This window comes from Embleya australiensis, assembly GCF_051903075.1.
Taxonomy (GTDB): domain Bacteria; phylum Actinomycetota; class Actinomycetes; order Streptomycetales; family Streptomycetaceae; genus Embleya.
Genome location: NZ_CP182423.1, coordinates 3,642,699 through 3,668,838, shown reverse-complemented (window position 1 = coordinate 3,668,838; position 26,140 = coordinate 3,642,699). Strand labels below are relative to the sequence as shown.

Genomic DNA, 26,140 nt, shown 5'->3' with positions numbered 1-26,140 from the left:
GACCGCCGTCGAGGACGCCGACGTGGTGCAGTCGAGTGGTGATCATGTTGTCCATCACCACCCACAACGTGTCCTCGGCAGCTGCGCCGCCCCCGCCGGTGCGCACAGGGTCTCCCGGCCCTGTCACGAGGTCTTCTCCAGGGCCGGTCGGCCCTGTTCGGGATGTCGTCGACCGAAATCGCGGATCTTCCATGCGGCGAACAGGAGACGCGTGCGGCGTGGTTTGACACGATGGACGCGAGAGCCGTTTCGACGGTCTTCGATCCTCTGGAGGGGTTGTGGCGTCGGAGCAGCGGCCGGCTTTGCCGCGGATGCGTCTGGATGAGTTGTTGGATGAGTTGCAGGCGCATGTGGAGGTGGTGCGTTCGGCTCGGGATCGGGTGAACGGGCTGCTGGAGGCTGTGCTGTCCGTGGGCAGCGATCTGGACCTGGAGACCGTACTTCGCCGCATCGTCGAATCGGCGGTGTCGCTGGTGGACGCCGAGTACGGTGCCCTCGGTGTGATCGGTGACGAGGAGCGTCTGGCGCGGTTCCTGCCGGTGGGTATGGATCCCGCCACGATCCTGCGCATCGGTCCGTTCCCGACCGGGCGCGGGATCCTCGGCCTGATCATCCGCGACCCCCACCCGCTGCGGTTGCACGATCTCTCCGAGCATCCCGATTCGTTCGGTTTTCCCGCCGGTCACCCGCCGATGAACACGTTCGTCGGTGTGCCGATCCGTATCCGTGACACCGTCTTCGGGAACCTCTATCTCACGGAGAAGCGCGGTGGCGCGGACTTCGACGAGGACGACGAGGCCGTTCTGCGCACCCTGGCCGCCGCCGCGGGCGTGGCGATCGACAATGCCCGTCTGTACGACGACGTGCGCCGCCGGGAGCGATGGCTCACCGCCAGTTCCGACCTCACCCGCAGCCTCCTGTCCGGTCGGCCCCCCGCAGACGTGCTGCGCTCGTTCACCGCCACCATCCGCGAGATGGCCGACGCCGACCTGGTCACCCTCGCCGTCCCCGTGCCCGGCAGCGACGACCTCGTCGTCGAGGCCGCCTCCGGACCCCTCGCCGACGGCATCCACGGACTCGTCCTGTCCGGGGAGAGCACCCTGATGGGCAAGGTGTTCGGCTCCGGCGAGACGATCGTCACCAACAACCTCAGCCACGACCCCGGCGCGGTCGTGGCTCAAGCCGTCGAACTCGATCTGGGTTCGGCGTTCCTGCTGCCGCTCGGCACCCCCGACAGCATCCGCGGCGTACTCCAGGTCGCCAACCGCACCGAACGCCCCCCACTGTCGGACGCGGTGCTGCGCATGGTCACCGGCTTCGCCGACCACGCCGCACTCGCCCTGGAGATCGCCGAACGACGCCGCGACGCCGAGTTGTTGACCGTGCTCCAGGACCGCGACCGCATCGCCCGCGACCTGCACGACCTCGCCATCCAACGACTCTTCGCCACCGGCATGACCCTCCAGAGCGCCACCCGCTTCATCGACCACCCCCAAGCCCTCGAGCGCGTCGAAACCGCCGTCGACGCCCTCGACGACACCATCAAGGTCATCCGCTCCACGATCTTCTCCCTCAAGGCCCGCAACCGCGACACCACCACCGCACTACGCTCCCGCTGCCTCCGCGAAGTCGACACCGCCACCCAAACCCTCGGCTTCGCCCCCACCCTGCGCGTCGACGGCCTCCTCGACACCACCGTCCCCGAACCCGTCACCGTCCACATCATCGCCGTCCTGCGCGAAGCACTCGCCAACACCACCCGCCACGCACACGCCACCCGCGTCGAAGTACACGTCGAAACCGACGGAACCGAAGTATGGATACGCGTCCGCGACAACGGCATCGGCCCACCTACATCCCCAACCCGCAACAGCGGCCTGGCCAACATGCGCGAACGCGCCGAAACCCTCGGCGGAACCTGCACATTCGGCCCCGCACCCGACGGCGGCGCACTGCTCGAATGGCGCGTACCGCTGAGTTGACCGCGTTCGCCTTCGGGTCACTCGGCCCCGGTCGCCGGGCCGATCGGCCCCTGTGTGGCGGGGGCGGTATGCGTTCACATGGACTCGAAAAGGCAACGCCTCTCGCGCGGTTGCCCCTTCGAGAAGGGACGAGTCCATGTCTGCCATTCCGCCCCCTCCCACCGGACACGTGGTCGTCGGCGTGGACGGATCGCCCGCCGCGCTCTCCGCCGTCACACAGGCCGCCCTGGAAGCGGCGAACCGGCATCTGCCGTTGGAGATCGTCAGCGCCTGGACCCTGCCCGGCGACGGGCAACTCGACGCCTACGTACGGCAGATGCGTCGGGAGGCCGAGGAGGCGACGAAGGCGGCCGTCGCCCACGTACGGGCCCTGCACCCGCAGATCTGGACCATCGCCCGGGTCCGCCGTGGCCCCGCGCACGAGGTCCTGCTCGCCTCCGCCGAACACGCCTCCCTCGTGGTGCTCGGCAGCCGCGGACACGGCCGGATGGCCGGTCTGTTGCTGGGCTCGGTCAGCCTTTCGGTGGCCGCGTACACCCCGTGCCCGCTGCTGGTGGTGCGCGACCGGCACGAGGCCCCGTCCCGGCCGGACGGTCCCGGTGAGGGCCTGGTAGTGGTGGGTGTCGCGGGCTCGGATTGCGGTCTCGCGGTGGAAGCCGCTTACGAGGAGGCCGAGTTGCGCCACCTGCGGGTGTGTGCGCTGAACGCGATCCCGCCGATCGTCCCGACCCCTCTCGGGCTGCCCGCAGCGGCCATCGAATCCCTGGCCGCGGAAGGTGCCGTGCGGCGGAGCGCCGTGGATGCCGCACTCGCCGCCTCGCGGGCCAAGCACCCCGAGATCGAATCGCAGGTGCGGGTCATACGCGAGGGCGCGAGTCGGGCGCTGGTGGAGGCATCGCGCGAGGCGGACATGGTGGTCCTCGCCGCGCACCGTCGCAACGCCCGTTTCGGCACGCGTCTGGGACGGGTCGGTCACACGGTTCTGCACCACGCACACGCCCCCGTCCTGATCGTGCCGGTTGGCTGAGGCAACGGGCCGGGCCCGGCCGAAGTCCCGGATGCGGTCGGACGGTTCGTCATAGGAGCACAGTTCGTCACGCGAGCGCGGTTCGTCACTGGAGCGCGGTTCGTCACGCGAGCGAGGAAGGCGTACGAAGAGGACTGCCACCCGAGGCGGTCGTCCCCGATCCTTCGGGGACGACCGCCTTGTGCCGTGTCGGCCCGTCCGCTCCATCGGCAACGTCCCGCCGGCAACCGGCTGTTGGACCCGGCCGTTCGGGCCTGTCGGCCCTGGGGTGGCCGCCGGGATCACGGGAGATTGATGTCAACGGCCCGGCAGCGCACGTTGGCGGCCGAGCGCCGGGCACCGGGCCCGGCGCCACAGGGAGGGAATCCGACATGGCAACCACACACGACCACCGACTGTCCTCGCGCCTGCACCTGCCCCACCGCCCCACCTCGGCGCCCCGAACCCGGACGGACGCAACCGGGCCCGACGTCGTGGCCGGTGCCCCGGCGATCGCCGCGACCCGCACCGTCGATGTCGCCGTGGCGGGCCTGCGCGTCCTGCTGGGCTTCGTGTTCCTGTGGGCGTTCCTCGACAAGACGTTCGGCTTCGGCTACGCCACCGCGAACGGCAAGGGCTGGGTCGACGGCGGTTCCCCCACCAAGGGGTTCCTGTCCCACGTGCACGTCGGCCCGATGGCCGGCACGCTGCGCGGCTGGGCCGGGGAGACCTGGGCCGACTGGCTGTTCATGCTCGGCCTGCTCGGTGTCGGCCTCGCCCTGATCATGGGCATCGGCCTGCGCCTGGCGGCCCTGTCCGGCACCGCCATGATGGCGCTGATGTGGATCGCCGAGTGGCCGCCGGCAAAGCACCTCGACAACGGCAAGCCCACCGCCTCCACCAACCCTTTCACCGACTACCACGTCATCTACGCGATCTCGCTGATCGCCCTCGCCGCCGTCGCCGTCGGCAGCCGACTCGGCCTCGGTGCCCTGTGGGCCCGCCTGCCGATCGTCCGCGACCACCGCTGGCTGCTCTGATCGCCACCGCGATCACCACGGGCTTCGGCCGGGTACCGTCCGCGTGACGGGCCCGGCCGAGCCACGTGCGGTCCCGATCCCGAAGCCCTGCGTACCGACAGGAGCCGGACACCATGCGCACCCCACACTCCCCGGCCGAGCCACGTGCCTCCGAGCCACCCGCCGGCGACCGCCCCGTGCGAGACGTACCGACGAGTACGCCGCCCGAGCCGATCCGGCGATGGCTCGCCCACGCGGTGCCGCCCGGCGTGCCGCACCCGACCTCGGTGGAGCTGCGCGCGCACGGCCGGATCCGGGTACGCCGCCGGTGGTGCCCCTTCGAGTCCCGGCAGACCCTGACCCCGACCACCGCGTTCCGCTGGGACGCGGAGGTGCGCGGGCCGGCGGGGATCCGGATCCGCGGCTTCGATCGCCTGGACGCGGCGGGCGGCGCGATGCGGTGGCGGCTGTTCGGCGTGCTGCCGTTCATCGGCGCGTCCGGTGCCGACGTGACCCGCAGCGCGGCCGGTCGCCTGGCCGGCGAATTCGTCTTCGTACCCACCTTCGCGCTGCACCGCGACGTGCGTTGGCAGGGGGTGGACGACACGCGCGCCGTCGCCCGCTTCGTCGTCGCCGGCCATCCCCAGGAGGTGACGGTGACCGTGGCGCCCTCCGGTGCCCTGGCGTCGGTCTCGCTGCCCCGCTGGGGCAACCCCGACGGCGGTCGCCATCGCGAACACCGCTTCACCGCCACCTTCGACGGCGAGACCGCGCACGGCGGATTCCTCCTGCCGACCGGAATCCACGCCGGTTGGGACGACGGCGGCGCGTTCATCCACTACGACATCGACGCGGCGGGCTTCCGCCGCCCCGAGCCGTGAAGTACACCCTGTCACGCACGGTGAGCGCGACCCGTTCCTTCGGCACAGGGCCGTTCGGCCCTGGTCGAGGGCCCGATGGGGTTCGAGAGTGGAGGGATGAGCGAAGACCTCGTGACGCATCGTCCCCTCGACCGCCGGGAGACGCTGGAGTTGATGGCCGGCGCACGCGTGGGACGTGTCGTCGTCAGCGAGGGCGCTCTTCCGGCCGTGCACTTGGTGACGTTCGCCTTCGACGGGGATTCCGTGGTCTTCCGCGCCCCCGCCGACTCCACCCTTGCGAAGGCCGTGGTGGACACGGTGGTCGCGTTCCAGGCCGATCACATCGACCCGACGACGCTCACCGGCTGGACGGGCACCATCACCGGCCACGCCTCCCGCGTCCGGGGCCCCGCGGCCGTCGCGCCCGTCGCGCGTCCCGAACACCCGCTGTCGGATGCCGAAGCCGGGGAGAACCGGGCGTGGTTCTCGATCACTTCCGAGTTCGTCACCGGCCTGCTGGTGCGGCACACCACGGGCGCCGGCTCGCCGTCGGGACAGGCGACGGCGACCGGCCCGACGCCGCCCCCTCCTTCGGGCACATGAGTCCGTCCACCCGACACCACGATCCGTCAGGCCCTACGGCCGACCGCTCTGCGGACGCCGTAGGCCGCGGCGCCGGCCGCGATCACGCCGGCCCCGGCGAATACCGAGGCAAGCGGCAGGGCGAAGGCCAGGACCAGGCAGCCCGACGTGCCGACGATCGGCACGATCCGGGCCGGGCGGCCCTCCTCGGGGGCGAGGGTCCAGGCGGCGGCGTTGGCGATCGCGTAGTAGGCCAACACGCCGAACGACGAGAAGCCGATCGCGCCGCGCACGTCCGTCGTGGCGGCCAGGACCGCGACCACGCAGCCGACGGCCGACTCGGCCCGGTGCGGGACGTGGAAGCGCGGATGCACGGCGGCCAGGGCGTGCGGCAGATGCCGGTCGCGGGCCATCGCCAGGGTGGTCCGGGAGACGCCCAGGATCAGCGCGAGCAGCGAGCCGAGGGCGGCGACGGCGGCGCCGACCCGGACCACGGGCACAAGGCCCGGGACACCCGCCGCGCGAACCGCCTCGACCAGCGGCGCGGCGGCGTCGGCGAGCCGGTCCGGGCCCAGTACCAGCAGGACGGCGACGGCGACCGCCGCGTACACCACGAGGGTGATGGCCAGCACCGTCGGGATCGCGCGGGGGATGGTCCGCTTCGGGTCCCGGACCTCTTCGCCCAGCGTGGCGATGCGCGCGTACCCGGCGAACGCGAAGAACAACAGTCCGGCGGCCTGCAACACCCCGCCCGCTGAGGCGTCCGCCCCGACGTCCAGCCGCGCCGCGACCACCGACCCCGACGTCAGGCACACCACGACCACGGTGGCGAGCACCGCCAGGACGACCGCGACCACCGCCCGGGTCAGCAGCGCGGACTTCTGCACACCCGCGTAGTTCACCGCCGTCAGCACCACCACCGCGGCGACGGCGACCGCGTGCGCCTGGTCGGGCCACACGTACGAGCCGACCGTCAGCGCCATCGCCGCGCACGAGGCGGTCTTGCCGACCACGAAGCCCCACCCGGCCAGGTATCCCCAGAAGTCGCCGAGCCGCTCGCGCCCGTACACGTACGTGCCGCCCGACTGCGGGTAGCGGGCCGCCAGCCGCGCCGAGGATGTCGCGTTGCAGTACGCCACCACCGCCGCCAGCGCCAGGCCGAGCAACAGGCCGGAGCCGGCCGCCGACGCAGCCGGGGCCAGGGACGCGAAGATCCCGGCCCCGATCATCGAGCCCAACCCGATCACCACGGCGTCGAACACGCCCAGATGCCGCTTCAGCTCACCCCCGCCCACGGGCGCCGCAGACGTACTCATCGCTCACTCCTCCACGACGACGGCCGCAGGGAGCCGATGGGACGGGCACTTCGACAGCGGTGCACGATATCGGAAGGGGATGTCGCACGGATGACGACGAGGGGAACCGCCGGGGCGGGACGGGCGGGCGCCGGCGGTGCCTTCACTGTTCCCGGGCAATGCTCCGATTCAGCGCAGGCGTCGCAGGTACGGGTCGTGTCCGGGTCGCGGCGCGAGGCGGATGCGGGCGTCGAGGACGGTGACGCCGTCGGGGCGGGCGACCAGCGGGTTCAGGTCGGCCTCCACGAGTTGCGGCACGTCGTCCGCGAGCCTGGACAGGCGGTGCAGGACGTCCTCGACCCCGGCCGTGTCGACGGGCGCCGCCCCCCGGTGGCCGTAGAGCAGCGGTGCCCCGCGTGAGCCCGCGAGCAGCGTGTGCGCGTCCAGGTCGGTCAGCGGGGTGAGCCGGGCGCCGTGGTCGGCCAGTACGTCGGTGGCCACGCCGCCGAGGCCGAACAGCACCAGCGGGCCGAGCACTTCGTCCTGGGTCACCCCGGCGATCAGTTCGACGCCGGAGGCGGCCATGGGCTGCACGACCACGCTCTCCATCAGGGCGCCGATGCGATCGGCGAGGTCGGTGAAGGCCGCGCGCACCGCGTCGTCGCCGACCAGGCGCAGCCGGACCCCGCCGACATCGCTCTTGTGCACGATGTGCGGGCCGTACGCCTTGAGCACGACCGCGCCGTCGGCGCCGAACGGGGCGAGTTCGCGGGCGAGCGCCACCGCCTCGTCGGCGTCGAACGCCTGCCGCCACGGGCTGACCTCGATGCCGTAGGCGCCCAGCAGGCGGGCGCAGGCGCGAGGCGGCAGCCATCCCCCGTCGGGCTCGCGCATCAGATGATCGGCGACGAGCGCGCGGGCCGCGCCGCGGTCGACGTCGGGCAGCGGCGGTACCGTGCCGCGCGGACGGGTCAGCCACATCGAGCGCCTGTAGGCGTGGGCGAGCGCGACGGCGGCGGTGCGCGCGTCGTTGTACACCGGCACCGTCCCGCCCACGGCGGGCAACAGCTCGACGGCCGCCCCGCGTTCCGGGGCGATCACCACGACGGGCCGCGCACGCACCGCGGGGCCCTCCAGGAGATCGCCCAGCGGGTCGCCGAGGGCGGTCGGCGCGAGGGCCAGGACGACCGCGTCCACGTGGCCGGCCGCCAGGACTCGGTCCACGCAGCGGCGCAGCGTCTCGCCGTCGACGGTGGCGGTGGTGTCGACGGGGTTGGCGCACGCGGCGCCGGCGGGCAGGAGGGCGCGCAGGTCGGCTTCGAGGTCGGGGCCGAAGCGCGGTACGGCCAGGCCCGCGTCCACGCAGGCGTCGGCCGCCAGCACCCCCGCGCCGCCCGCGTTGCCGATCACCGCGACCGAGGCGCCGTCGGGCAGGGGTTGCGCGTGCAGCAGGGCCGCGACGGCGACCAGGTCGCCGAGGGTCTGTACGGCGGTCACGCCGGCCTGGCGGAACAGCGCGCCGCGCGCCATGGTCGGGGTGACCGCGGCGGCGGTGTGCGACCCGGCGGCGCGGCGACCGGCGGCGGAGCGTCCCGCGTCCACGGTGAGCACCGGCTTGACGCGGCCGACGGTGCGCGCGATCCGGGAGAACTTGCGCGGGTTGCCGAAGGATTCCAGGTGCAGGATCGCCATCGTGGTGCGCGGGTCGGCCTGCCACCACTGGAGCATGTCGTTGCCGCTGACGTCGTACTTGTCACCGAGTGACGCGAACGTGGACACGCCGATCCCCAGGCGGTTCAACTGCTCGATCAAGGCGATCCCCACACCGCCGGACTGCACCGCCACCCCGGCGCCGCCGCGCGTGGGGACGGTCCAGCCGAAGGTCGCGTTCAGGGCGGTCGCCGGGTCGGTCTGTGCGATGCCCAGGCAGTTCGGGCCGACCATGCGCATCCCGTGCCGCCGGATGGAGGCGTGCACGCGCGCGGCCTGCTCCGGCGTACCGCCCGAGGTCACCACGACGACGGCCCGCACGCCGACCCGTCCACAGTCCTCGACCAGGTCGGGGACGCGGTCGGCGGGGACGGCCACCACGACCAGGTCGGGCACCTCGGGGAGCAGATCCGGCGTCGGGAACGCCGGCACTCCGTCCACCTGCGTCGCCGTGGGATGCAGTACGGCCAACGATCCGGCGTAACCGGCCGCCATCACGTTGTGCAGCAGCGCCCGGCCGACCGAGTCGGCCCGCCGCCCCGCGCCGGCGATCGCCACCGAGCGGGGCGCGAACAGCGGTACCAGGCCGGCCACATCGGCCAACGCCTCGCGCCGCGCCACGGCGGTCAGGTAGCGCTCGATCGTCGGGATGTCGCCGTCCAACGGGATCTCGCAGCTCAGCACGCCGGACACGAGCCGATTCCGCACCGGCATGCCCATGTCCTCCAGGACCCGCAACATCGGCCGGTTCCACGGCAGCAGGTCCGCCACCAGCGTGCGCACGCCGTCCGCGCGGGCCATCGTCACCACGTGCTCGATCAGCAGCGTGCCGATCCCCCGGCCGTGCCACGCGTCGGCCACGGCCAGCGCGAGTTCCGCCTCTCCGGAGCCGTCGGCGCCGGGGCCGGGGTCGGAGCCGTCGGCGCCGGGGCCGGGGCCGTCGGCGCCGTTGTACTCGACGACCCCGACCACCTCGTCCCCGTCGGACGTGAGCGCGATCAGCGCGCCGCAACCGTCCCGGTCGGGTGTGGTCACCCGCTCCGCGGTCTCGCGCGCCGCCGACTCCGACACCCCGAAGAACCGCAGGTACAGACTCTCCGCCGACATCGCGCGGTGCATCGCCGACACCCGGTCCCGGTCCTCGGGTCCCGGGCGCCGCAGCAGCACCGTCTCGCCGTCGGCGGCCAGCGCCCAGATCGCGTGCGGTGTACCGACCTCGTGCATGGTCCCGTTCCCTTCGGCCCGGGCGCGTTTCGCGCCGCTCGCCGCCAGCCTCGCGCCGATCCCACATGCCGGGCAGGGCCGACCGGTCCGGGGACTCGGGCCCAATGGCCCTGCCCGGGTCCGGGCAGGACGGGCAGTGTTCGAGGCACGGGCCGACAGGCGATCGTTCGGCCCCGGGGAGAAGGAGTCGACCGTGACCACGCACGTGGGAGCAACACCGATCGTCGTCGGCGTCGAACGCACCGACGCCGGCCGCCTCGCCGTCGTCTGGGCCGCCGACGAAGCCGCCCGACGCGGCCTGCCGCTGCGCCTGGTGCACGCGCTCGACTGGCCGATCGGCGTCGAGCGCCACCCCGAGCCGAACCCACACCGCCTGACCTGGGGCGAACGTTTCCGCGCGACCGGCACCCGGGCCCTGGACGAAGCCCGCGAAACGGCCGCGACCCGCCACCCTCGACTGAACACCGAGTCGGTCCTGGCCGACGGATCGCCCGTGGCCGTGCTGCGCGAGCACTCCCGGGACGCGGCGATGGTCGTGCTCGGCTCGCGCCGGCTGTCCGCGGCCACGGAGCTGTTGACCACTGGCGGAATCGCGGTACCGGTCATCGCGCACGCGACCTGCCCGGTGGTCGTGGTCCGAGAGCCCGAGCACACGAGCGGCGAGCCGCCGACCATCGTGGTCGCGGTGGACGGGGCGCCGCACTCCGAACCGGCCGTGGCGTACGCCTTCGACGAGGCCGCCCGGCGCGGCGCCACGATCGTGGCCGTCAATGTCCGCCAGTTTTCCGGCGGGTTGTTGGCCGGGATGCGGATGCGCGAGGAGATGCAGGAGGGCCGCCTGCGGCTCGCCGAGACGCTCGCGGGGTGGACGGAGAAGTACCCGAGCGTGCCGGTACACCGCGAGGTCGCCGTCGGTCACCCGGTCGCGGTCCTGCGCGAGGCCGCCGAGCACGCCCTGTGCCTGGTCGTCGGCACGCGCGGACGCGGCGGCTTCGCGGGCCTGCTGCTCGGCTCGGTCGGTCAGGGCCTGATCCACCACGCCCGCTGCCCGCTGGTGATCGTCCCCACCTCGGCGGACGAGACATCCACCGACCACGACTGAGCCCTCGCCGAACCGGGCATCGGCGCACGGTCGGCCCCGACGCCCCACCCCGATTTCCCACCCCCTCGAAGGGATTCCCCACCATGACCCAGGAATCGACCTCCCGTCCGGCTCCGCTCCAGGGGCACGTCATTGTCGGCTTCGACGGCTCCCCCGGCGCCGAACGAGCCGTGGACCTGGCCGCCGAGGAGGCCGCCCGCCGAGACACCACCCTCGAAGTGCTGCACGCCCTGGAATGGGTCGAAGTCGCCGGCGGCGACGACCGCTTCGGGCAGCAGCTGCGCGAGAACGCCCGCGCCATCGTCGACCGGGGCGCCGACCGCGCACGCGCCGGACACGGCGACCTGCGGGTGCTCGCCACGGTCGAACTCGCCAACGCCATCGATGCGTTGGAGGCCGCGAGCGACCGCGCCGCCCTGCTCGTCGTCGGCAGCCGGGGCATGGGCGGCTTCGCCGGCCTCCTGATGGGCTCGGTCAGCCTGCCCGTCTCGGCGGCGGCCCGCTGCCCGATCCTGGTCGTCCACCCCGACCACGACACCGCCGTCGACCGTCCCGCGAAGCCGATCGTGGTCGGCGTCTCCGCCGACGACTGCGGCCCCGCCCTGGAAGCCGCCTTCGCCCTGGCGGCGGCCCGGAACCTGCCCGTACACGCCATCCACGCGTGGCGCTACCCGGCCTCGATGGCCGGCGGCCTGGCGTTCGCCCCGGCCGTGTCGATCATCGACGACTGGCGCACGATGGCGGAGACCACCCTGACCACCGCCGTCAAGCCCTTCCGCGACAAGCACCCGGACGTCCCCGTCACCGAGGACGCCGTCCTGGACACCACCGCCCACGCCCTGATCACCGCAAGCGCCGACGCCGAACTCCTGGTCCTCGCCGCCCACCGCAACACCGGCCGCTTCGGCCCGAACCTGGGCCGAGCCATCCACACAGCCCTACACCACGCCCACTCCCCAATCCTCCTCGTGCCCACCCAGCCCAACCCCACCAAGCCCCCACACCCCGACGCCCCTCGCCGGCACGCGTAGCTCTCGGGGCTTATCCGGTGGCGATGCCGCGCCAGGCCTCGACCGCGGTACCCGACCGCGCCGCGCCGGACACCCGACAACGTCAGCCAAGGCGATTCGACCCTCATCGTCAACCGGTCTCCGCGGGAGGTGGCGAAGAGGATCGACGCCCGGCGCGCGGATACCTCCAAGCCGCCGATCCCGGCGCCGGGCGCGAACCCCATCGACCACGTGCCGTATGCGGTGAAGCACAAAATCGACCTCGCGGACACCGTGGTCCAAGCGCTGCTCATCGACGGCGGGAACGACGAGTTCGCCGGGGATGTGGTCGACTACCTCGTCAGGTACGGCGTGATCGATCAGACGCGTGAGTACCAGCGGCACCTGTCCGTGATGCTGAGCCATTACCACGCCGACCACTTCAACGGCGTGCGAGGCGTCTTGCGGCAGGCAAATCCGGCGAAAACCGGAACCGGTCACCGTCGCCCGCCAGGGTCTGCGGCGCATCCAACGCCACCCCGAAGTTCTCGACGGCTTCCTCACGGCAGCCGACCCGACACGACGAACCACAACCGGGACAGCGCGGAGCCGGGCCCGAGAGGACTGCTCGGCGCCGCGGCCTGCCCCGTGACGCTCCGGGTGGCCGGCCCGTCCTGATCGGGCTGGGGACGACTACCGGTCGACCACGCCTCGGGCGCGAAGAGGTCGACGAAGTCCAGGGTTTCCGCGCCACCGAGGCTTCGAGGTCGGCGACGGTGAGCGCGAGTTGCACATGGGACATGACAGCGGTCTCCCCGAACCCACACGGGAACGGTACTTCGAGAGTGCGAGCCCTGAAGGCGAAGCGGACAATGGAACTACTCCACTCCGATGCACACCTCTCGTGCACTCGACCCGGGAGATGGTCATGCGACGGCTCATCGCGCTGACCGCCGGTTCGCTGCTGTTGATCGCCTCCGCGGCATGCGGACCGTCAGACGAGAAAGTCACCAACAAACCGGCCCAGTCGGGCGTGGCGACATCCGGCACCGCCTCCGGAACCGGTTCCGCATCACCAGGAGGAAGCGCCACGAATTCATCGAACAACACGGTGGCCTCGGTCGGCAGCACGCTCGACTTGAAAGGCATCACCGGTGGGGAAAAGCTCAGCGTCACGGTGCTGAAGGTCACCGACAACGCCGTCCCCAAGAATCAGTTCTCCGAGCCCGAGACCGGCTCTCGGCTGGTATCCGTGCAGTTCAAACTGGAGAACACCGGCTCGAAGCCGTACAACGACGCGCCGAGCAACAGCGCCAAGCTGATCGACAGCGACGGCCAGTCGTTCAACGCCGCCATCGTCAACGAGACCACCGCCGGCCCCGCACTGAACAGCGTGACCATCAATACGGGGGCCGTGGGCTCCGGGTGGATCACCTTCGAGGTGCCCAAGTCGGCGCAACTCGCCAAGGTGCAGTTCACCATGGACAGCGGCTTCTCCAACAACACCGGAGAATGGCTGGTCCGCTGACACGTCCGCCGACGACGCGGGCGCCGTCTCGTACCGCATGCGGCGACATGTCGAACGCCCATGCATTTTATGGCAGATCGGGAACGCCACCTGTCACCCTCGGCACACTGCACCGCTGCGTGCCGAGGGCTTTGGGCTGGATGTGCGACGAATCGAACGGCCGTCGGTGGGCAGGGGCGTGGCCATGACGCTTCGCATGGGATGTACGGTCGTCACCACCTCCGATCTGCCTCGGGCCGTCGAGTTCTGGGTGTCCGCGCTTGGGCTTCGGCCGCGTGATCCGGTTACCGGGGACACCGAATTCCTCGTCATGCTCGACCCGAAGAGCGGCCGGCACAGGCTTTCGCTGCAACTCGGTGAGGTGCGCGAGCGGGTCGAACCGGTGCGCGTTCATCTGGATCTGTACACCGACGACCAGGCCGGCGAGGTCGAACGGCTGATCCGGCTGGGCGCGGGCCGGCCCGAGTGGGACTACCCGGACGACCCGGACTTCGTCGTGCTGACCGACCCCGACGGCCACCCGTTCTGCGTGGTGGCGCACAACCCGGAGGATGCCGGCGGCTGACGGGCCGGCGACGGGATGTACCGAGGGTGGGAGGGGTCGCGGATCGTATGCCCTGCCGCACACGATCCGCGACCCCGGATGGTGACCGGGACCGGTGCTCAGAGTTGTCCGGTGCTCGGGAAGCGTTCCCAGACCCGGTGCGTGGCCAGCAGCCGAGCCGTCGCGTCGACCACGGCCGCCGGATCGTTCTCGACGAGGACACCCGGGGTGTCGACGGGGATGCCCGCCGCGGCGAGCGCTTCGGCGCCCGTGGACCAGCCGCCGACGACCTTGGCGTGCCGGTACGCCTCGGCGAGGATGAGCGCTACGCGCGGGTCCAGCACGCCTGTTCCGGAGCCCGCCTTGGCGTCGCGGGCGCCGTACGCGTCGGCCGCCGGTGCGGGTGCGCTCGCGAGCAGCACCGCGTCGAACTCCACCGAGCGGGCGGCGGCGAACGTACGCTGCACCGGGACCGCTTCGTCCGAGGAGCCGCCGAGCGCGCCACCGGTCGGCGCGATGATCAGCGGGACCATGTCCGCCTCGGCGATCGCGTCGCGCGCCGTGCGCAGAGCGCCGAGGTCGCTGCCCTCGTCCGCGACGATGCCGACGACGCGCCCGGCCACCGGCCAGGTTCCGCCGACCTGGGACAGCGCAGGGCTGGGCCGTACGGACGCCGGCGGCTTCGTCGGCGCGGGCGCGGGCAGTCCCAGCCCGGCGGCGACCGCTTCGCACAGTTGCTCGTCCACATTGGCCAGCACGCCCAGCACCCGCTCGCGCACGGCCTTCTCGTAACACTTGGCGAGCTCGAACGTGTAGGCGCCGACCACATGTTCGCGCTCGACGTCGCTCAGGCTCAGCCAGAAGAGCCGCGCCTGGCCGAAGTGGTCGTCGAAGGACGCCGGTGCCTCGCGTACCTTCGTGGCGGCCGGTACCGCCACCGGGGTCTCCACGTACGCTCCCGCGTCGGCGCCGGCCAGGAACGGGCAGCCCCCGTCGAGCGAGTTCGGGCGATACGGCGCGACGCCCGTGTGTACCGCGTCCTGATGGAACCCGTCGCGCTGCATGTCGTTGATCGGCGCGTGCGTGCGGTTGATCGGGATCTGCGCGAAGTTGGGGCCGCCCAGACGGGTGATCTGGGTGTCCAGGTAGGAGAACAGCCGACCGGCCAGCAACGGATCGTCGGTCAGGTCGATCCCGGGGACGAGATGACCCGGATGGAAGGCGACCTGCTCGGTCTCGGCGAAGAAGTTCTTCGGGTTGGCGTTCAGCGTGAGCAGCCCGATCGGCTGTACCGGCGCCAGTTCCTCCGGCACGATCTTGGTGGGATCCAGCAGATCGATGCCCTCGAACGTCTGCTCCGGCGTGTCGGGAAAGGTCTGGATGCCGAATTCCCACTGCGGAAACGCGCCCGCCTCGATCGCGTCCGCCAGATCGCGCCGATGGAAGTCCGGGTCCATACCGTTGATCAGCTGCGCCTCCTCCCACACCAGTGAGTGCACGCCCGCCTTGGGCTTCCAGTGGAATTTCACCAGGGTGGTCGACCCGTCGGCGGCGACCAGTCGGAAGGTGTGGACGCCGAAGCCCTCCATGGTCCGGAAGGAGCGGGGGATGCCCCGATCGGACATGTTCCAGATGGTGTGGTGGGTGGCCTCGGTGTGCAGCGAGACGAAGTCCCAGAACGTGTCGTGCGCGCTCTGCGCCTGGGGGATCTCCCGATCCGGATGCGGCTTCCCCGCGTGGATGACGTCGGGGAACTTGATGGCGTCCTGGATGAAGAACACCGGGATGTTGTTGCCGACCAGGTCGAAGACACCCTCGGAGGTGTAGAACTTGGTCGCGAACCCCCGGGTGTCGCGCACGGTGTCCGCCGAGCCGCGCGAGCCGAGCACGGTGGAGAAGCGCACGAACACCGGCGTCTCCACCCCTTCGGCGAGGAACGCCGCCTTGGTGACCGATGTCGCCGTGCCGTAGCCGCGAAAGACGCCGTGCGCCGCCGCGCCGCGCGCGTGCACCACCCGCTCGGGAATGCGCTCGTGATCGAAATGGGTGATCTTCTCGCGCAGATGGTGGTCCTGGAGCAGTACCGGGCCGCGCGGCCCCGCCTTGAGCGAGTGGTCCGAGTCGGGTACGCGCAATCCCTGGGCGGTGGTCAGGAACGCGCCCGCCTGGGCCCGAGTGGACTGCTCGGCGCCGGTGGCCTGCCCCGTGGGGCTCTGGGTGGCCGGCCCGTCCTGATCGGGCTTGGGGGGAAGCGGGTCGTGCGGGTCGGTCGGTTCCGCCACCGATGGCGCGCGGCTGCCGGGACGTCCGGGAATCTGCGGGGCGGGGTCGGACTTGCTCATCATTCCTCCGGGCACAGCGATTGCTGGGACCGTTGCCGCTTGCCCGTCCACGCGCGGGTGATACATCCGACGGGGCGCGGGTTCCCCGGATTCCCTCATTCGTCGTCACCCGGGGCCCGGAAGCCGGAAGTCGATGTCCTCGGCCGGGAGGATGCGGGCGCCCATGTTGCGCTCCATCATGCGCAGCGCCGCGTCGGCGAGGTCCTCGTGGATGTGGGCGACGGCGTCCCGTGCCACGGTCACCTCGAAATGCCGGATGTGGGCGTCCAGCGCCGAGTAGAGCACGCACTGCTCGGTGACCTGCCCCGTGAGCACGATGTGCCGTACGCCCTTTTGCGTGAGCAGGTATTCGAGCGGGGTCTGGTAGAAGATCGAATGGCGGGCCTTGACCACGAACATCGACAGGTCGTCGGGACGGATCGACTCGACGAGGTCGGCACGCGGACCGTTCAAGGCCGCCCGGACGATCTCCCCGTGATCCGAGCGCCAGCGGCCGAAGTTCTCGTTCACGTAGATGACGTCCGCCCCGTCCCGTCGCGCCCGGTCCAGCAGCAGGCGCAGCACGGGCAACACGCGGCGTACGGAGGGTGCCAGAACGTCGGCGTCCTCGTGCTCGTACGTATTGATCATGTCGATGACGACGAGGGCGACGTGGTTCACGGTGACTCGATCGTGGATTCGGGGAGCGGTGCCGCACGACTCCCTGGCGGCCGTATTCGCCTGCGCGTACCCCGAAGTGTCGCCGCACAAGCGCCGGCACGGGTGAGGCGGCGAAAAGCGGGCAGCGGGCGTGGGGGGGCGCCGTCGCCCGACCCGACCCCACCCGACCCGCCCGGAACGCGGCGACCCCGTACATCACCGGATCAGCGACGAACAGGAGCGTTCGCCCATGAACCGCGAACCATGTCTCGACATCCACCGAACCCGCGGGCGACTCGCGGTGGCAGCCGTGTCCGGCGAACTCGACGCGGACACGGCGCCCGGCCTCGATCGGCAAGTGCGCGAAGTGCTCGCCCGGCACCCGGATCTCGTCCTGGACCTGGCCGGAGTCGACGGGTGCGACTCCTCGGGGTTCGACGCGTTGTTACGGCTGCGTCGGCGCGCGTCGGCGGCCGGCGGGCGATTGTTCCTGGCATCCCCGCCACCTCGGATAGTCCGGCTCCTGGCGACGAGCCACTCGGACATCGTCTTCGCCGTGCACAGCGACGTCGACGACGCTCGGGCCGCGTACACCTGCGGGGAACACGAACAGACCTCGCACTGAGCCGGAAGGCCCTCTCTCCGCTTCGCCGTCAGCCGCCGCAGACGCAGGCCGCGGCGGGTGCCGGATCGGCCTCGGACCCACCGGCACAACAGGCGTCGGTGCCCGAGAGGATGGGATTCTTGCCCATCCGGTCGGCGTCGGCCTTGACCACGTAGACCTCCCACGGCTCCTTGCCGGGGCCGTGGACCCACACCTTGTCCTGGAGGGCGTAGCAGCAGGAGGTGTCGTTCTCCTCGAACGTGGCGAGTCCGGCGTCCTTGAGGCGGGTGGTGGCGGCGGTGACGTCGTCGGTGGATTCGACCTCGACGCCGAGGTGGTCCAAACGGGTGTCCTGGCCGGCCTCGCCCTCGATCAGGACGAGCTTCAACGGCGGGTCGGTAACGGCGAAGTTCGCGTAGCCGGGTCGGCGCTTGGCGGGCTCCACGCCGAACAGCTCGGAGTAGAAGGCCACCGACGCTTCGAGGTCGGCGACGTTGAGCGCGAGTTGCACACGGGACATGACAGCGGTCTCCCCATCGGCTTGTATCGATGTCGATCGATACAAGCTTGCGCGTTGCATCGAAGAACGTCAACATAGAGGAATGTCGAAACAGAAACTCGTGGTGCTCGGCCGGGACGCCGACGGATGTTGCCCGGCCCTGCTGACCGCCCCGCTGGACGAGGAGCAGGCCGTCGATCTGGCGCGGGTGTTCAAGGCGATGGGCGACCCGGTGCGACTGCGCTTGCTGTCGATGATCGCCTCCCGCGCGGGCGGGGAGATCTGCGTCTGCGATCTCACCCCGGCGTTCGACCTGTCCCAGCCGACGATCTCCCACCACCTCAAGCTGCTGAAGCAGGCCGGGCTGATCGCCTCCGAACGGCGCGGGACCTGGGTGTACTACCGGCTCCTGCCCGCCACGACCGACCGCCTCGCCGCGATCCTCACCCGCCCCGCCGGCGACCCCCTCCCCAAACCCGCCCCCGCCCCCGCTCCGGTCGACGCGTGAGCGCCCCGGCCGCGACCCCGGCGGGACCGGTCGCCGGGCGACTGTCGTTCCTCGACCGCTTCCTCGCGGTGTGGATCCTGATCGCGATGGCCGCCGGGCTCGGCCTGGGCCGACTCGTCCCCGGCCTGGGTGACGCGCTCGCGAAGGTGACGGTCACCGGGGTCTCGCTGCCGATCGCGCTCGGCCTGCTCGTGATGATGTACCCGGTGCTCGCGAAGGTCCGCTGGGACCGGCTCGACACCGTCACCGGCGACCGGCGGCTGCTGCTGCCGTCCCTGGCCCTGAACTGGATCGTGGGCCCGGCGCTGATGTTCGCCCTCGCGTGGCTGATGCTGCCCGATCTGCCCGAGTACCGCACCGGCCTGATCGTCGTCGGCCTGGCCCGCTGCATCGCCATGGTGATCATCTGGAACGACCTCGCCTGCGGCGACCGCGAGGCCGCCGCCGTCCTGGTCGCGCTCAACTCGGTGTTCCAGGTGATCGCGTTCGCCGCACTCGGCTGGTTCTACCTCGACGTGCTGCCCGGATGGCTCGGCCTGGAACGCACCGACCTGGACGTGTCCGTATGGGAAATCGCCCGCAGCGTACTGATCTTCCTCGGCATCCCGCTCCTGGCCGGGTTCCTCACCCGCCGCCTCGGCGAGAAGACCCGGGGCCGGACCTGGTACGAGACGACGCTGATCCCCAGGATCGGCCCGTTCGCCCTGTACGGACTCCTGTTCACCATCGTCGTGCTCTTCGCCCTCCAGGGCGACGCCGTCACCTCCAAGCCGCTCGACGTCGCCCGGATCGCGCTGCCCCTGCTCGCCTACTTCGCGCTGATGTGGGGCGGATCCATGGCCGTCGCACGCGCCGTCGGCCTGGACCACGCGCGGGCCACGACACTGGCGTTCACCGCCGCGGGCAACAACTTCGAACTCGCCATCGCGGTCGCCATCGCCACCTTCGGCGCCGGCTCCGGACAGGCCCTCGCCGGAGTCGTCGGCCCCCTCATCGAAGTGCCGGTGCTGATCGGCCTCGTGTACGTCGCCCTCGCCGCCCGCCGCCACTTCCCCCAACCCACCGCGACCGTAGCCCCGGAAGGTCCCGCCCGTGTCTGAACCCGCCACGCCCTCCGTACTGTTCGTGTGCGTCCACAACGCCGGACGGTCCCAGATGGCCGCCGCATGGCTCACCCACCTCGCCGACGGCCGGGTCGAGGTACGCTCCGCCGGATCCGCGCCCGCCGGCGCCGTGAACCCGGCCGCCGTCGCGGCGATGACGGAGGTCGGCATCGACATGTCCGCCGAGACGCCGAAGATCCTGACGACGGAGGCAGTACGCGCGTCCGACGTGGTGATCACGATGGGCTGCGGCGACACCTGCCCGATCCTCCCCGGCAGGCGATACCTCGACTGGAAGCTCGACGACCCGGCCGGACAGGGCGTCGAGGCCGTACGGCCGATCCGCGACGAGATCGAACGACGCGTCCGCGCCCTGCTCGCCGAACTCGGCATCGAGGCGGCCTGACCGGCGCCGCCGCCGTGTACCGCACTCCGACGATCGCCCTCCCTGCGTTCGGACGTTCGCCAGGCGACATCAACCGGGGACTGCCCGAGCCGGTCCCGGCCGTGTACCCGGTTCGCCGATCTTCCGCGTCGGGCTCGGGCAGGCTTGTCACGTGACCTACTTCGTACACGTCGACGTCGTCCCCCCGAGCGGGCACCCGCCTCTGGACAACCTGCAGCGGGCGGGCATATCAAGCCTGCTCGCCGAACCCCTGGAACGCCTGGAGGGCGTCGACGGCCCCGACGACATGCGCATCGACCTCGACGATTACCGCGTCGGCTCGCATCCCGAAGGCGCCCTGGTGCTCATGGAACTGAACGCCCCCGCACTGGAGTTCGCCGAGACGGCGGCCCGTGCGGTGGTCGAGGAGATCCTGGAGAACACCGAAGGCCTGGAGGAGTGGGCGGTTGCCTCGTGCGAGGTCAAATTGCACGACGCGCTCGCGCGCAAGAGCCTCGCCGCCGCCGACGGCCCCGACGCGCCGCCCGCGGACCCGGCAGAGCGCGCCCTACTCCACCGCCGCCCCGTGCCGGACCCGAACGTGGGAGCGCCGACCGACGAGGAAGTCGAGAGATATTGCGGGCGACTTCGGAGCCTGGCCCCACGTCTGACCTGTTTCACCGCAGCCCGATTCGCTTACACCGCCTCGGCCCCGCTCCCCCACGCCACCGTCGAACTGGCGGCAGGCGCCCTCGTCTACGCCATCGATCTGCTCACCGACGAACTCTTCGGCGACCTGGTGAGCCTGGCCGAGGACGAAGTGGCCGACCACGTCGGGGACTCCGACGCGGACTTCTTCATTCTGGACGAACTTCCGCCCGCCTTCGCCGAGCAGTACACCGAGCTGTTCGTCCGCCGATTCATCATCGCCGCCGCCGGTGTGACCCAACGCCTCACCTCGACCACGTGGCACCCGCCGGCCACCACGGCCGAGGCATTGGCCCTGCACCTCCTCCTCCAGGAAGCCATCCCCGTCCTCGACATCCACGGCCTGTACGACCACGACATCAAGAGCGCATACGCCGCGTTCAGAGAGGCGGTTCTGGGCGACCTCGACCCGGAATGGCTCTACGAGGAAGACCCGTTCGACGAACAGGGCTCGGTCACCGACTGGTTCAAAACCTTCGGATCCGACACACGGGTCCACTTCTACACCCTCGGCAACTGACGAACGCGGCACGAAGAGGCCGTCCGCCACCCCACATCACGCACCCGCCGCCGTCGCCCGCGAAACGATGTGGCGTAGGTATGCCTGCGGGTCATGCATGAACCGGCGCCAGTGGTCGACGAGTTGGAGATCCTCCCAGGTGGCGTGGCGAATACCGTGATCGCCGACTTCGACGATGTCGGCATCGGGGGTGGCGGCGAGGATGGGCGAGTGGGCGGCGCAGATGATCTGCGAGCCCGTACGCGTGAGGTCGTGCATGAGGTCGACGAGGGTCGAACACCGCGTCGCGAAGAGGGCCCGTTTCCCGGAATTTGCCGGTTCGGCGGGACCCCTTCGCCCGGCATGGCCGCCTGTGTGAGTGTTTCGCTTGCTCGGGCACGAACCCCGTCCTGCCCGGTCGTTCGCGGCTCACGAGATGCCCGCGACAGCAGGTCGGTGTCGTGGTCGAGGTCTGCCTTCCACCAAGGAGCCTCGATGAATCGAAGAGTGACCACCACCACCGGGACCGTCCTCGCCTTACTCGCCGGCCTCACCGTCGGCGCGGCGGCCCAGTCGGCCGCGGCCGAACCGCCCGCGCCGCCCGGCTCTCAGGCGCTCGCCGTCTCCGCCGCCGACCGGGCCGCCGCAAGCGGTCTGGACGTCCTGGCCAAGGGACCCGACGAGCAGTACGAACGGCAGTCGGTGACGCCGTGGGTCGACGATCTGTACTCCGTCGCCTACGAGCGCACCTACCGCGGCCTGCCGGTCGTCGGCGGCGACGCCGTCGTCCTCGCCGACGGCAGGGGCCGCGTCCGCGCGACCCAGTCCGCGAGCGACGTACAGATATCCACCCCTGTTCACCCGATCGTGACGGCCGACGCTGCGGAGACCACCTCCAGGGCCGAACTCGCGTCGGTGGACCGGGTCGAGTCGCACCGCCTGGTCGTCCGCGTCAGGGACGATCGGAGCAATCTCGCCTGGGAGACCGTGCTCGTCGGCCGCACCGCGACCGCGCCCAGCAGGCTGCACGTCTTCGTCGACGCGAGCACGGGCACGGTGCTCGACAAGGTCGACGACGTCAAGGCCGGCACCGGCAACAGCCAGTGGAACGGCCCGAACATCCCGATCGACACCACCAAGTCCGGTGCCAGGTATTCGCTGCGCGACCCGGGCCGACCCGGCCTGTCCTGCGCGGACTACTCCACCGGGACGGTGTTCTCCAAGTCCACCGACTCCTGGGGCAACGGCCAGGCGTCGAGCAAGGAAACCGGCTGCGCCGACGTCATGTTCGCGGCCCAAAAAGAGTGGAACATGCTCCGCGACTGGCTCGGTCGCAACGGCCACAACGGCAGCGGCGGCAGTTGGCCGGTCAAGGTCGGCCTGAACGACGTCAACGCCTACTGGGACGGCTCGTCCGTCTCGATCGGACACAACCAGGCGAACAAGTGGATCGCCTCGATGGACGTCGTGGGCCACGAATTCGGCCACGGCATCGATCAGTTCACCCCCGGCGGCGCCAACGGTGAGGCCGGACTCGGCGAGGGCACCGGCGACATCATGGGCGCGCTGACCGAGGCGTACACGAACGAATCCTCGCCCTACGACACCCCCGACTACACCGTCGGCGAAACGGTCGACCTGGTCGGCCAGGGTCCCATCCGCTACATGTACAAGCCGTCCACCAACGGCGACCCGAACTGCTACAGCTCGTCGATCCCCAACACCGAGGAACACGCGGCGGCGGGGCCGCTGAACCACTGGTTCTACCTGCTCGCCGAGGGCACCAACCCGGGCGGCGGCAAGCCGACCAGCCCGACCTGCAACAACACCACCCTCACCGGCGTGGGCATCCAGAAGGCCGGCAAGATCTTCTACGGCGGCATGCTGCTCAAGACCGGCGGCATGACCTACAAGAAGTACCGCACCGCGACCCTGAAATCGGCGAAGACCCTCGACCCCACGTGCGGTCTGTTCAACAAGACCAAGGCCGCGTGGAACGCCATCAGCGTGCCCGCCCAGTCCGGTGACCCCACCTGCACCGCGGGTACCGGCCTGGACGACTTCTCGGTCGCCTTCACCTCGCCCTCGGGCATCGTGACACCGGGCGATTCGGTCACGACCGCGGTGAGCACGGCCGTGACCGGGGGCGCGGCGCAGAACGTCACGCTGTCCACGAGCGATCTGCCCACCGGTGTGACCGCGACCATCACGCCGGCGTCCGCCGAGGCGGGCGGCTCGACGCTGACCCTGTCGGCGAGTTCGACCGCGCCGGCGGGCACCTACCCCGTGACCGTCACCGGTAGCGGCCCCACCGCCACCCACACCGCCCGGTACACCCTCACCGTCACGGGTCCCGGCAACCGGAGCCTGGCGCCGCCCGACATCGACGTGGCGAACGTCCAGGCGCATCTGGCGCAGCTCAACCAGATCGCGAACCAGAACGGCGGCAACCGCCGTGCGGGCAGCGCCGGTTACACCGCGTCCGTGGCCTACGTGAAGGGCAAGCTCCAGGCCGCCGGCTTCACCGTGTCCGAGCAGGTGTGCACCTCCTGCCGATACCGTTCCAACAACCTGATCGCCGACTGGCCCGGCGGCCCCGCCAACCAGGTCGTCATGTTCGGCGCCCACCTGGACGGCGTCAGTGCCGGTCCCGGCATCAACGACAACGGCTCCGGCTCGGCCACCCTCCTGGAGAACGCCCTCGCGCTCGCCCGGGCCAACCCCACCCTCACCAAGCACGTGCGCTTCGGCTGGTGGGCCGGGGAGGAACAGGGCCTCCAGGGCTCGCAGTTCTACGTCAGCCAACTCACCTCGACCCAGCGCTCCGCGATCCGGGGCTACTACAACTTCGACATGGTCGCCTCACGCAACGCGGGCTACTTCGTCAACAACATCAACTCGGCCACCGCCGCGCCCCTGAAGGCGTACTGGGACACGCTGAACCTGCGTCCCGAGGAGAACGTCGAGGGCCAGGGCCGCTCCGACGACTACTCCTTCCAGCGGGCCGGCATCCCCACCTCCGGCTACGCGGCCGGCGCCAGTGCCACCAAGACCTCGGCGCAGGCGGCCAAGTGGGGCGGCCGGGCCGGCGCGTCCTACGACGCGTGCTACCACTCCGCGTGTGACACCACGAGCAACATCGACGCCACGGTCCTCAACCGCAGCGCCGACGGCGTGGCCTACACGATCTGGAAGACCGCGGTCGCCGTCACCACGCCCACCACGTAACCCTCGACGATCCCCGGTACCGGCCGCCCTGAAGCAGGCCGGTACCGGGGATCGCCACGTCTGGCGATTCGGGCCGGGTTCAGCGGCCGGGTTCAGGGCCCGGGTTCAGGGGTGGTCGGGCAGGTCGATGCCGTGTTGTTCGGCGAGTCGTTCCAGGGCGTCCAGGCGTGCCTGCCAGACCTCCGTGCCGTATGCGTCCTCGTCCCGACGGGCCTGATCGAGCTTGTCGCGGGCCTCTTCGATGCCGCCGGTCAGTTCGTGGATGAATTCCCCCACGGGGTGCCTCCTCGAGTGGTGGGCGGGGCAAGTGCGGCGGCGGTGTTGTCGACGTTCGCGAACGCGTTCGTTGTACGCCCCTCCATCTCCTGACGCTTGCCGCAGTTGCCAATCTTATCAATTGCTAAGCTATCGTCTTCGTCGGGCATCAGGTCTCGTTGTGCCGAGCCGGCACGGAAGCGACCCGAGAGGGAGGTGGACGCGGATGCCAGGAAGCTGGGGGGATCTGTTCAGGTGCGCCGTGTGGACGCGGGCTCGCGAAACGGCCGCACGATCGAGATCGGCGCGACGTTCGGACCGGTGTGCGGCGCGGAGCGGCGGTACGGGCCGCGGATCGTCGCGCCGCAGCGCCGCGCGTACGTGCTGCCGGCCACGGGGCCGGTGACCGCCCCCGCCCTGCGCGAACTCGACGCGCCGGGATCCTTCCCACGACCAAGTACACGAGTACACGCGCACACGCGCACAAAAGCACAGACGCGAGGACCATCCGTGCCCACCCCACACCCACCCGAGCAGCCCGGCCGCCACGCGGCGACCGCCGCGGCCGCACCCCCTCGCACCGTGACCCCCGGGAAGGACGTGGAACGGTGAGCACCCCCCTGTACGAACTGAAGGCCGAGTTCTTCAAGACGCTCGGGCACCCGGCCCGCATCCGCGTCCTGGAACTGCTCAGCGAACGCGAGCACTCCGTCGCCGAGATGCTCCCCGAAGTCGGCATCGAGGCGTCGCGGCTGTCCCAGCAGCTGGCCGTGCTGCGCCGCGCCAACCTGGTGGTGGTCAGCCGTCGGGAGGGGTCGACGGTCTACTACACCCTCACCAGCCCCCAGGTGAGCGAACTGCTCGCGGTCGCGCGCGGCATCCTGACCGGGCTGCTCACCGAACAGATGGAACTCCTCCAGGACCTGCGCGCGACCACGCGCGAGGTCTCCCCCGGGCCGCCCCGGGGCTGAGTCGGACCGCATCCGGAGCCGCCCACCCGCACGACGGCCGCCGGGAACGAACGCCCGGCCACGGGCGGCCCGCGGGCATCGGCACGGCGCACCTTCCAGGAACGAGGTTCCGCACCATGAACGACCGGCGGCAGGCACCCCACACCACGCGGGACACCCCTCCTCCCCCGGTCGGGACACGGGCCGCCGGCCGGCTCGCCCTCCTGCCCCGACGCGGCGACCTGCGCAGCATGCGCCGCTCCCCCGGACGCGACCTGATCGCGGGCCTGACCGTCGCGGTGGTCGCGCTGCCGCCGGCGCCGGCGTTCGGCGTGGCCTCGGGACTGGGCGCCCAGGCCGGGCTGGTCACCGCCTGGGACCGCACCTGAACGGCCCCGGTTCGACCACCACCGCCGACGCCCCCCATCCCGAGCGATCGGATCGGAGAAACGCCATGCCTCCCGACGACACGAACACGGAGCGCCCCACCCCGCCACGCCCCGTCGGGAGACGGCAGACCCAGAAGGAGATGGAGCGAGGCATCATCGTCTGGCTCCTCGTATTCACCTTCGGAACGCA

Annotated in this window: 24 protein-coding genes and 1 pseudogene; 18 read left to right on the top strand and 7 right to left on the bottom strand. The window is 71.2% G+C overall.

Annotated elements, in window-relative coordinates:
* Positions 1–311 precede the first annotated feature (311 nt).
* The 5 genes from ACMXN5_RS46110 to ACMXN5_RS46090 all read left to right on the top strand — a co-directional run bounded on the left by ACMXN5_RS46110 (position 312) and on the right by ACMXN5_RS46090 (position 5,470).
* Positions 312–1,982: a GAF domain-containing protein gene (locus ACMXN5_RS46110; RefSeq protein ID WP_439680853.1), complete on the top strand. Its 1,671-nt coding sequence runs from the start codon at positions 312–314 to the stop codon at positions 1,980–1,982.
* A 136-nt stretch (positions 1,983–2,118) separates the two neighbouring features.
* Positions 2,119–3,009, top strand: coding sequence for a universal stress protein (locus ACMXN5_RS46105; protein ID WP_439680852.1), 891 nt, complete (start codon positions 2,119–2,121; stop codon positions 3,007–3,009).
* Between the two features lie 371 nt (positions 3,010–3,380).
* Positions 3,381–4,028 carry a hypothetical protein gene (locus ACMXN5_RS46100; protein WP_439680851.1) on the top strand — a complete coding sequence of 216 codons (648 nt, stop codon included), beginning with the start codon at positions 3,381–3,383 and terminating at the stop codon, positions 4,026–4,028.
* A gap of 113 nt (positions 4,029–4,141) precedes the next feature.
* On the top strand, positions 4,142–4,888 hold the full coding sequence (locus ACMXN5_RS46095; protein WP_439680850.1) for a DUF6544 family protein: 747 nt from the start codon (positions 4,142–4,144) through the stop codon (positions 4,886–4,888).
* A 96-nt stretch (positions 4,889–4,984) separates the two neighbouring features.
* The gene (locus ACMXN5_RS46090; RefSeq protein ID WP_439680849.1) at positions 4,985–5,470 is read left to right on the top strand and encodes a pyridoxamine 5'-phosphate oxidase family protein; all 486 of its coding nucleotides are present in this window, start codon (positions 4,985–4,987) and stop codon (positions 5,468–5,470) included.
* A gap of 26 nt (positions 5,471–5,496) precedes the next feature.
* Here the strand turns inward: ACMXN5_RS46090 and ACMXN5_RS46085 are convergent, their stop codons facing one another.
* The gene (locus tag ACMXN5_RS46085; protein ID WP_439680848.1) at positions 5,497–6,765 is read right to left on the bottom strand and encodes an APC family permease; all 1,269 of its coding nucleotides are present in this window, start codon (positions 6,763–6,765) and stop codon (positions 5,497–5,499) included.
* Between the two features lie 168 nt (positions 6,766–6,933).
* Positions 6,934–9,678: a bifunctional acetate--CoA ligase family protein/GNAT family N-acetyltransferase gene (locus tag ACMXN5_RS46080; RefSeq protein WP_439680847.1), complete on the bottom strand. Its 2,745-nt coding sequence runs from the start codon at positions 9,676–9,678 to the stop codon at positions 6,934–6,936.
* A 193-nt stretch (positions 9,679–9,871) separates the two neighbouring features.
* Here ACMXN5_RS46080 and ACMXN5_RS46075 point away from each other — a divergent pair, with 193 nt between their 5' ends.
* The 5 genes from ACMXN5_RS46075 to ACMXN5_RS46055 all read left to right on the top strand — a co-directional run bounded on the left by ACMXN5_RS46075 (position 9,872) and on the right by ACMXN5_RS46055 (position 13,862).
* Positions 9,872–10,780 carry a universal stress protein gene (locus tag ACMXN5_RS46075; protein ID WP_439680846.1) on the top strand — a complete coding sequence of 303 codons (909 nt, stop codon included), beginning with the start codon at positions 9,872–9,874 and terminating at the stop codon, positions 10,778–10,780.
* 83 nt (positions 10,781–10,863) lie between these two features.
* Positions 10,864–11,811: a universal stress protein gene (locus ACMXN5_RS46070; protein ID WP_439680845.1), complete on the top strand. Its 948-nt coding sequence runs from the start codon at positions 10,864–10,866 to the stop codon at positions 11,809–11,811.
* Positions 11,812–11,940: 129 nt separating this feature from the next.
* Positions 11,941–12,447, top strand: coding sequence for a hypothetical protein (locus ACMXN5_RS46065; protein ID WP_439680844.1), 507 nt, complete (start codon positions 11,941–11,943; stop codon positions 12,445–12,447).
* Between the two features lie 250 nt (positions 12,448–12,697).
* Complete coding sequence (locus ACMXN5_RS46060; protein WP_439680843.1) at positions 12,698–13,297, top strand: DUF4352 domain-containing protein; 600 nt, start codon at positions 12,698–12,700, stop codon at positions 13,295–13,297.
* A 184-nt stretch (positions 13,298–13,481) separates the two neighbouring features.
* Entirely contained in the window at positions 13,482–13,862 is a 381-nt protein-coding gene (locus tag ACMXN5_RS46055) for a VOC family protein (protein WP_439680842.1), read from the top strand.
* Between the two features lie 98 nt (positions 13,863–13,960).
* On the opposite strand, the gene ACMXN5_RS46050 is transcribed toward ACMXN5_RS46055, so the two are convergent.
* Positions 13,961–16,183, bottom strand: a complete 2,223-nt coding sequence (locus ACMXN5_RS46050) for a catalase (RefSeq protein WP_439680841.1) — start codon at positions 16,181–16,183, stop codon at positions 13,961–13,963.
* A gap of 105 nt (positions 16,184–16,288) precedes the next feature.
* Positions 16,289–16,843 carry an isochorismatase family cysteine hydrolase gene (locus ACMXN5_RS46045; protein ID WP_439680840.1) on the bottom strand — a complete coding sequence of 185 codons (555 nt, stop codon included), beginning with the start codon at positions 16,841–16,843 and terminating at the stop codon, positions 16,289–16,291.
* A 229-nt stretch (positions 16,844–17,072) separates the two neighbouring features.
* On the opposite strand from ACMXN5_RS46045, the gene ACMXN5_RS46040 reads away from it, so the two are divergent.
* Positions 17,073–17,447, top strand: coding sequence for an STAS domain-containing protein (locus tag ACMXN5_RS46040; RefSeq protein ID WP_439680839.1), 375 nt, complete (start codon positions 17,073–17,075; stop codon positions 17,445–17,447).
* Between the two features lie 28 nt (positions 17,448–17,475).
* On the opposite strand, the gene ACMXN5_RS46035 is transcribed toward ACMXN5_RS46040, so the two are convergent.
* On the bottom strand, positions 17,476–17,946 hold the full coding sequence (locus ACMXN5_RS46035) for an ArsI/CadI family heavy metal resistance metalloenzyme (RefSeq protein ID WP_439680838.1): 471 nt from the start codon (positions 17,944–17,946) through the stop codon (positions 17,476–17,478).
* An 82-nt stretch (positions 17,947–18,028) separates the two neighbouring features.
* Here ACMXN5_RS46035 and ACMXN5_RS46030 point away from each other — a divergent pair, with 82 nt between their 5' ends.
* From ACMXN5_RS46030 to ACMXN5_RS46015, 4 genes are all read left to right on the top strand, one after another.
* On the top strand, positions 18,029–18,433 hold the full coding sequence (locus ACMXN5_RS46030) for an ArsR/SmtB family transcription factor (protein ID WP_439680837.1): 405 nt from the start codon (positions 18,029–18,031) through the stop codon (positions 18,431–18,433).
* On the top strand, positions 18,430–19,533 hold the full coding sequence (arsB, locus tag ACMXN5_RS46025; protein WP_439680836.1) for an ACR3 family arsenite efflux transporter: 1,104 nt from the start codon (positions 18,430–18,432) through the stop codon (positions 19,531–19,533). The genes ACMXN5_RS46030 and arsB overlap by 4 nt, the downstream gene beginning before the upstream one ends.
* Complete coding sequence (locus ACMXN5_RS46020; RefSeq protein WP_439680835.1) at positions 19,526–19,942, top strand: arsenate reductase ArsC; 417 nt, start codon at positions 19,526–19,528, stop codon at positions 19,940–19,942. The genes arsB and ACMXN5_RS46020 overlap by 8 nt, the downstream gene beginning before the upstream one ends.
* A 151-nt stretch (positions 19,943–20,093) precedes the next feature.
* The gene (locus ACMXN5_RS46015) at positions 20,094–21,149 is read left to right on the top strand and encodes a hypothetical protein (RefSeq protein ID WP_439680834.1); all 1,056 of its coding nucleotides are present in this window, start codon (positions 20,094–20,096) and stop codon (positions 21,147–21,149) included.
* A gap of 36 nt (positions 21,150–21,185) precedes the next feature.
* Here the strand turns inward: ACMXN5_RS46015 and ACMXN5_RS46010 are convergent, their stop codons facing one another.
* Positions 21,186–21,407, bottom strand: coding sequence for a hypothetical protein (locus tag ACMXN5_RS46010; RefSeq protein ID WP_439680833.1), 222 nt, complete (start codon positions 21,405–21,407; stop codon positions 21,186–21,188).
* A gap of 216 nt (positions 21,408–21,623) precedes the next feature.
* Between ACMXN5_RS46010 and ACMXN5_RS46005 the strand changes: the two genes are divergently transcribed.
* Positions 21,624–24,356: a M28 family peptidase gene (locus ACMXN5_RS46005; protein WP_439680832.1), complete on the top strand. Its 2,733-nt coding sequence runs from the start codon at positions 21,624–21,626 to the stop codon at positions 24,354–24,356.
* A gap of 105 nt (positions 24,357–24,461) precedes the next feature.
* Here ACMXN5_RS46005 and ACMXN5_RS46000 read toward each other — a convergent pair whose 3' ends face one another.
* Entirely contained in the window at positions 24,462–24,632 is a 171-nt protein-coding gene (locus ACMXN5_RS46000; protein WP_380036644.1) for a hypothetical protein, read from the bottom strand.
* 587 nt (positions 24,633–25,219) lie between these two features.
* Between ACMXN5_RS46000 and ACMXN5_RS45995 the strand changes: the two genes are divergently transcribed.
* Together ACMXN5_RS45995 and ACMXN5_RS45990 are read left to right on the top strand one after the other, a co-directional pair.
* Positions 25,220–25,582 carry an ArsR/SmtB family transcription factor gene (locus tag ACMXN5_RS45995; protein WP_439680831.1) on the top strand — a complete coding sequence of 121 codons (363 nt, stop codon included), beginning with the start codon at positions 25,220–25,222 and terminating at the stop codon, positions 25,580–25,582.
* A 116-nt stretch (positions 25,583–25,698) separates the two neighbouring features.
* A pseudogene (locus ACMXN5_RS45990) lies at positions 25,699–25,935 on the top strand (SulP family inorganic anion transporter); the annotation flags it as partial.
* Between the last annotated feature and the right edge of the window lie 205 nt (positions 25,936–26,140).

Coding starts and splice junctions, on each gene's coding strand:
- ACMXN5_RS46035 (WP_439680838.1), bottom strand. CDS start 17,946: ATGTCCCGTGTGCAACTCGCGCTCAACGTCGCCGACCTCGAAGCGTCG.
- ACMXN5_RS46110 (WP_439680853.1), top strand. CDS start 312: ATGCGTCTGGATGAGTTGTTGGATGAGTTGCAGGCGCATGTGGAGGTG.
- ACMXN5_RS46100 (WP_439680851.1), top strand. CDS start 3,381: ATGGCAACCACACACGACCACCGACTGTCCTCGCGCCTGCACCTGCCC.
- ACMXN5_RS46010 (WP_439680833.1), bottom strand. CDS start 21,407: ATGCACGACCTCACGCGTACGGGCTCGCAGATCATCTGCGCCGCCCAC.
- ACMXN5_RS46070 (WP_439680845.1), top strand. CDS start 10,864: ATGACCCAGGAATCGACCTCCCGTCCGGCTCCGCTCCAGGGGCACGTC.
- ACMXN5_RS46090 (WP_439680849.1), top strand. CDS start 4,985: ATGAGCGAAGACCTCGTGACGCATCGTCCCCTCGACCGCCGGGAGACG.
- ACMXN5_RS46080 (WP_439680847.1), bottom strand. CDS start 9,678: ATGCACGAGGTCGGTACACCGCACGCGATCTGGGCGCTGGCCGCCGAC.
- ACMXN5_RS46105 (WP_439680852.1), top strand. CDS start 2,119: ATGTCTGCCATTCCGCCCCCTCCCACCGGACACGTGGTCGTCGGCGTG.
- ACMXN5_RS46030 (WP_439680837.1), top strand. CDS start 18,029: ATGTCGAAACAGAAACTCGTGGTGCTCGGCCGGGACGCCGACGGATGT.
- ACMXN5_RS46085 (WP_439680848.1), bottom strand. CDS start 6,765: ATGAGTACGTCTGCGGCGCCCGTGGGCGGGGGTGAGCTGAAGCGGCAT.
- ACMXN5_RS46095 (WP_439680850.1), top strand. CDS start 4,142: ATGCGCACCCCACACTCCCCGGCCGAGCCACGTGCCTCCGAGCCACCC.
- ACMXN5_RS46050 (WP_439680841.1), bottom strand. CDS start 16,183: ATGAGCAAGTCCGACCCCGCCCCGCAGATTCCCGGACGTCCCGGCAGC.
- ACMXN5_RS46005 (WP_439680832.1), top strand. CDS start 21,624: ATGAATCGAAGAGTGACCACCACCACCGGGACCGTCCTCGCCTTACTC.
- ACMXN5_RS46040 (WP_439680839.1), top strand. CDS start 17,073: ATGAACCGCGAACCATGTCTCGACATCCACCGAACCCGCGGGCGACTC.
- ACMXN5_RS46060 (WP_439680843.1), top strand. CDS start 12,698: ATGCGACGGCTCATCGCGCTGACCGCCGGTTCGCTGCTGTTGATCGCC.
- ACMXN5_RS46055 (WP_439680842.1), top strand. CDS start 13,482: ATGACGCTTCGCATGGGATGTACGGTCGTCACCACCTCCGATCTGCCT.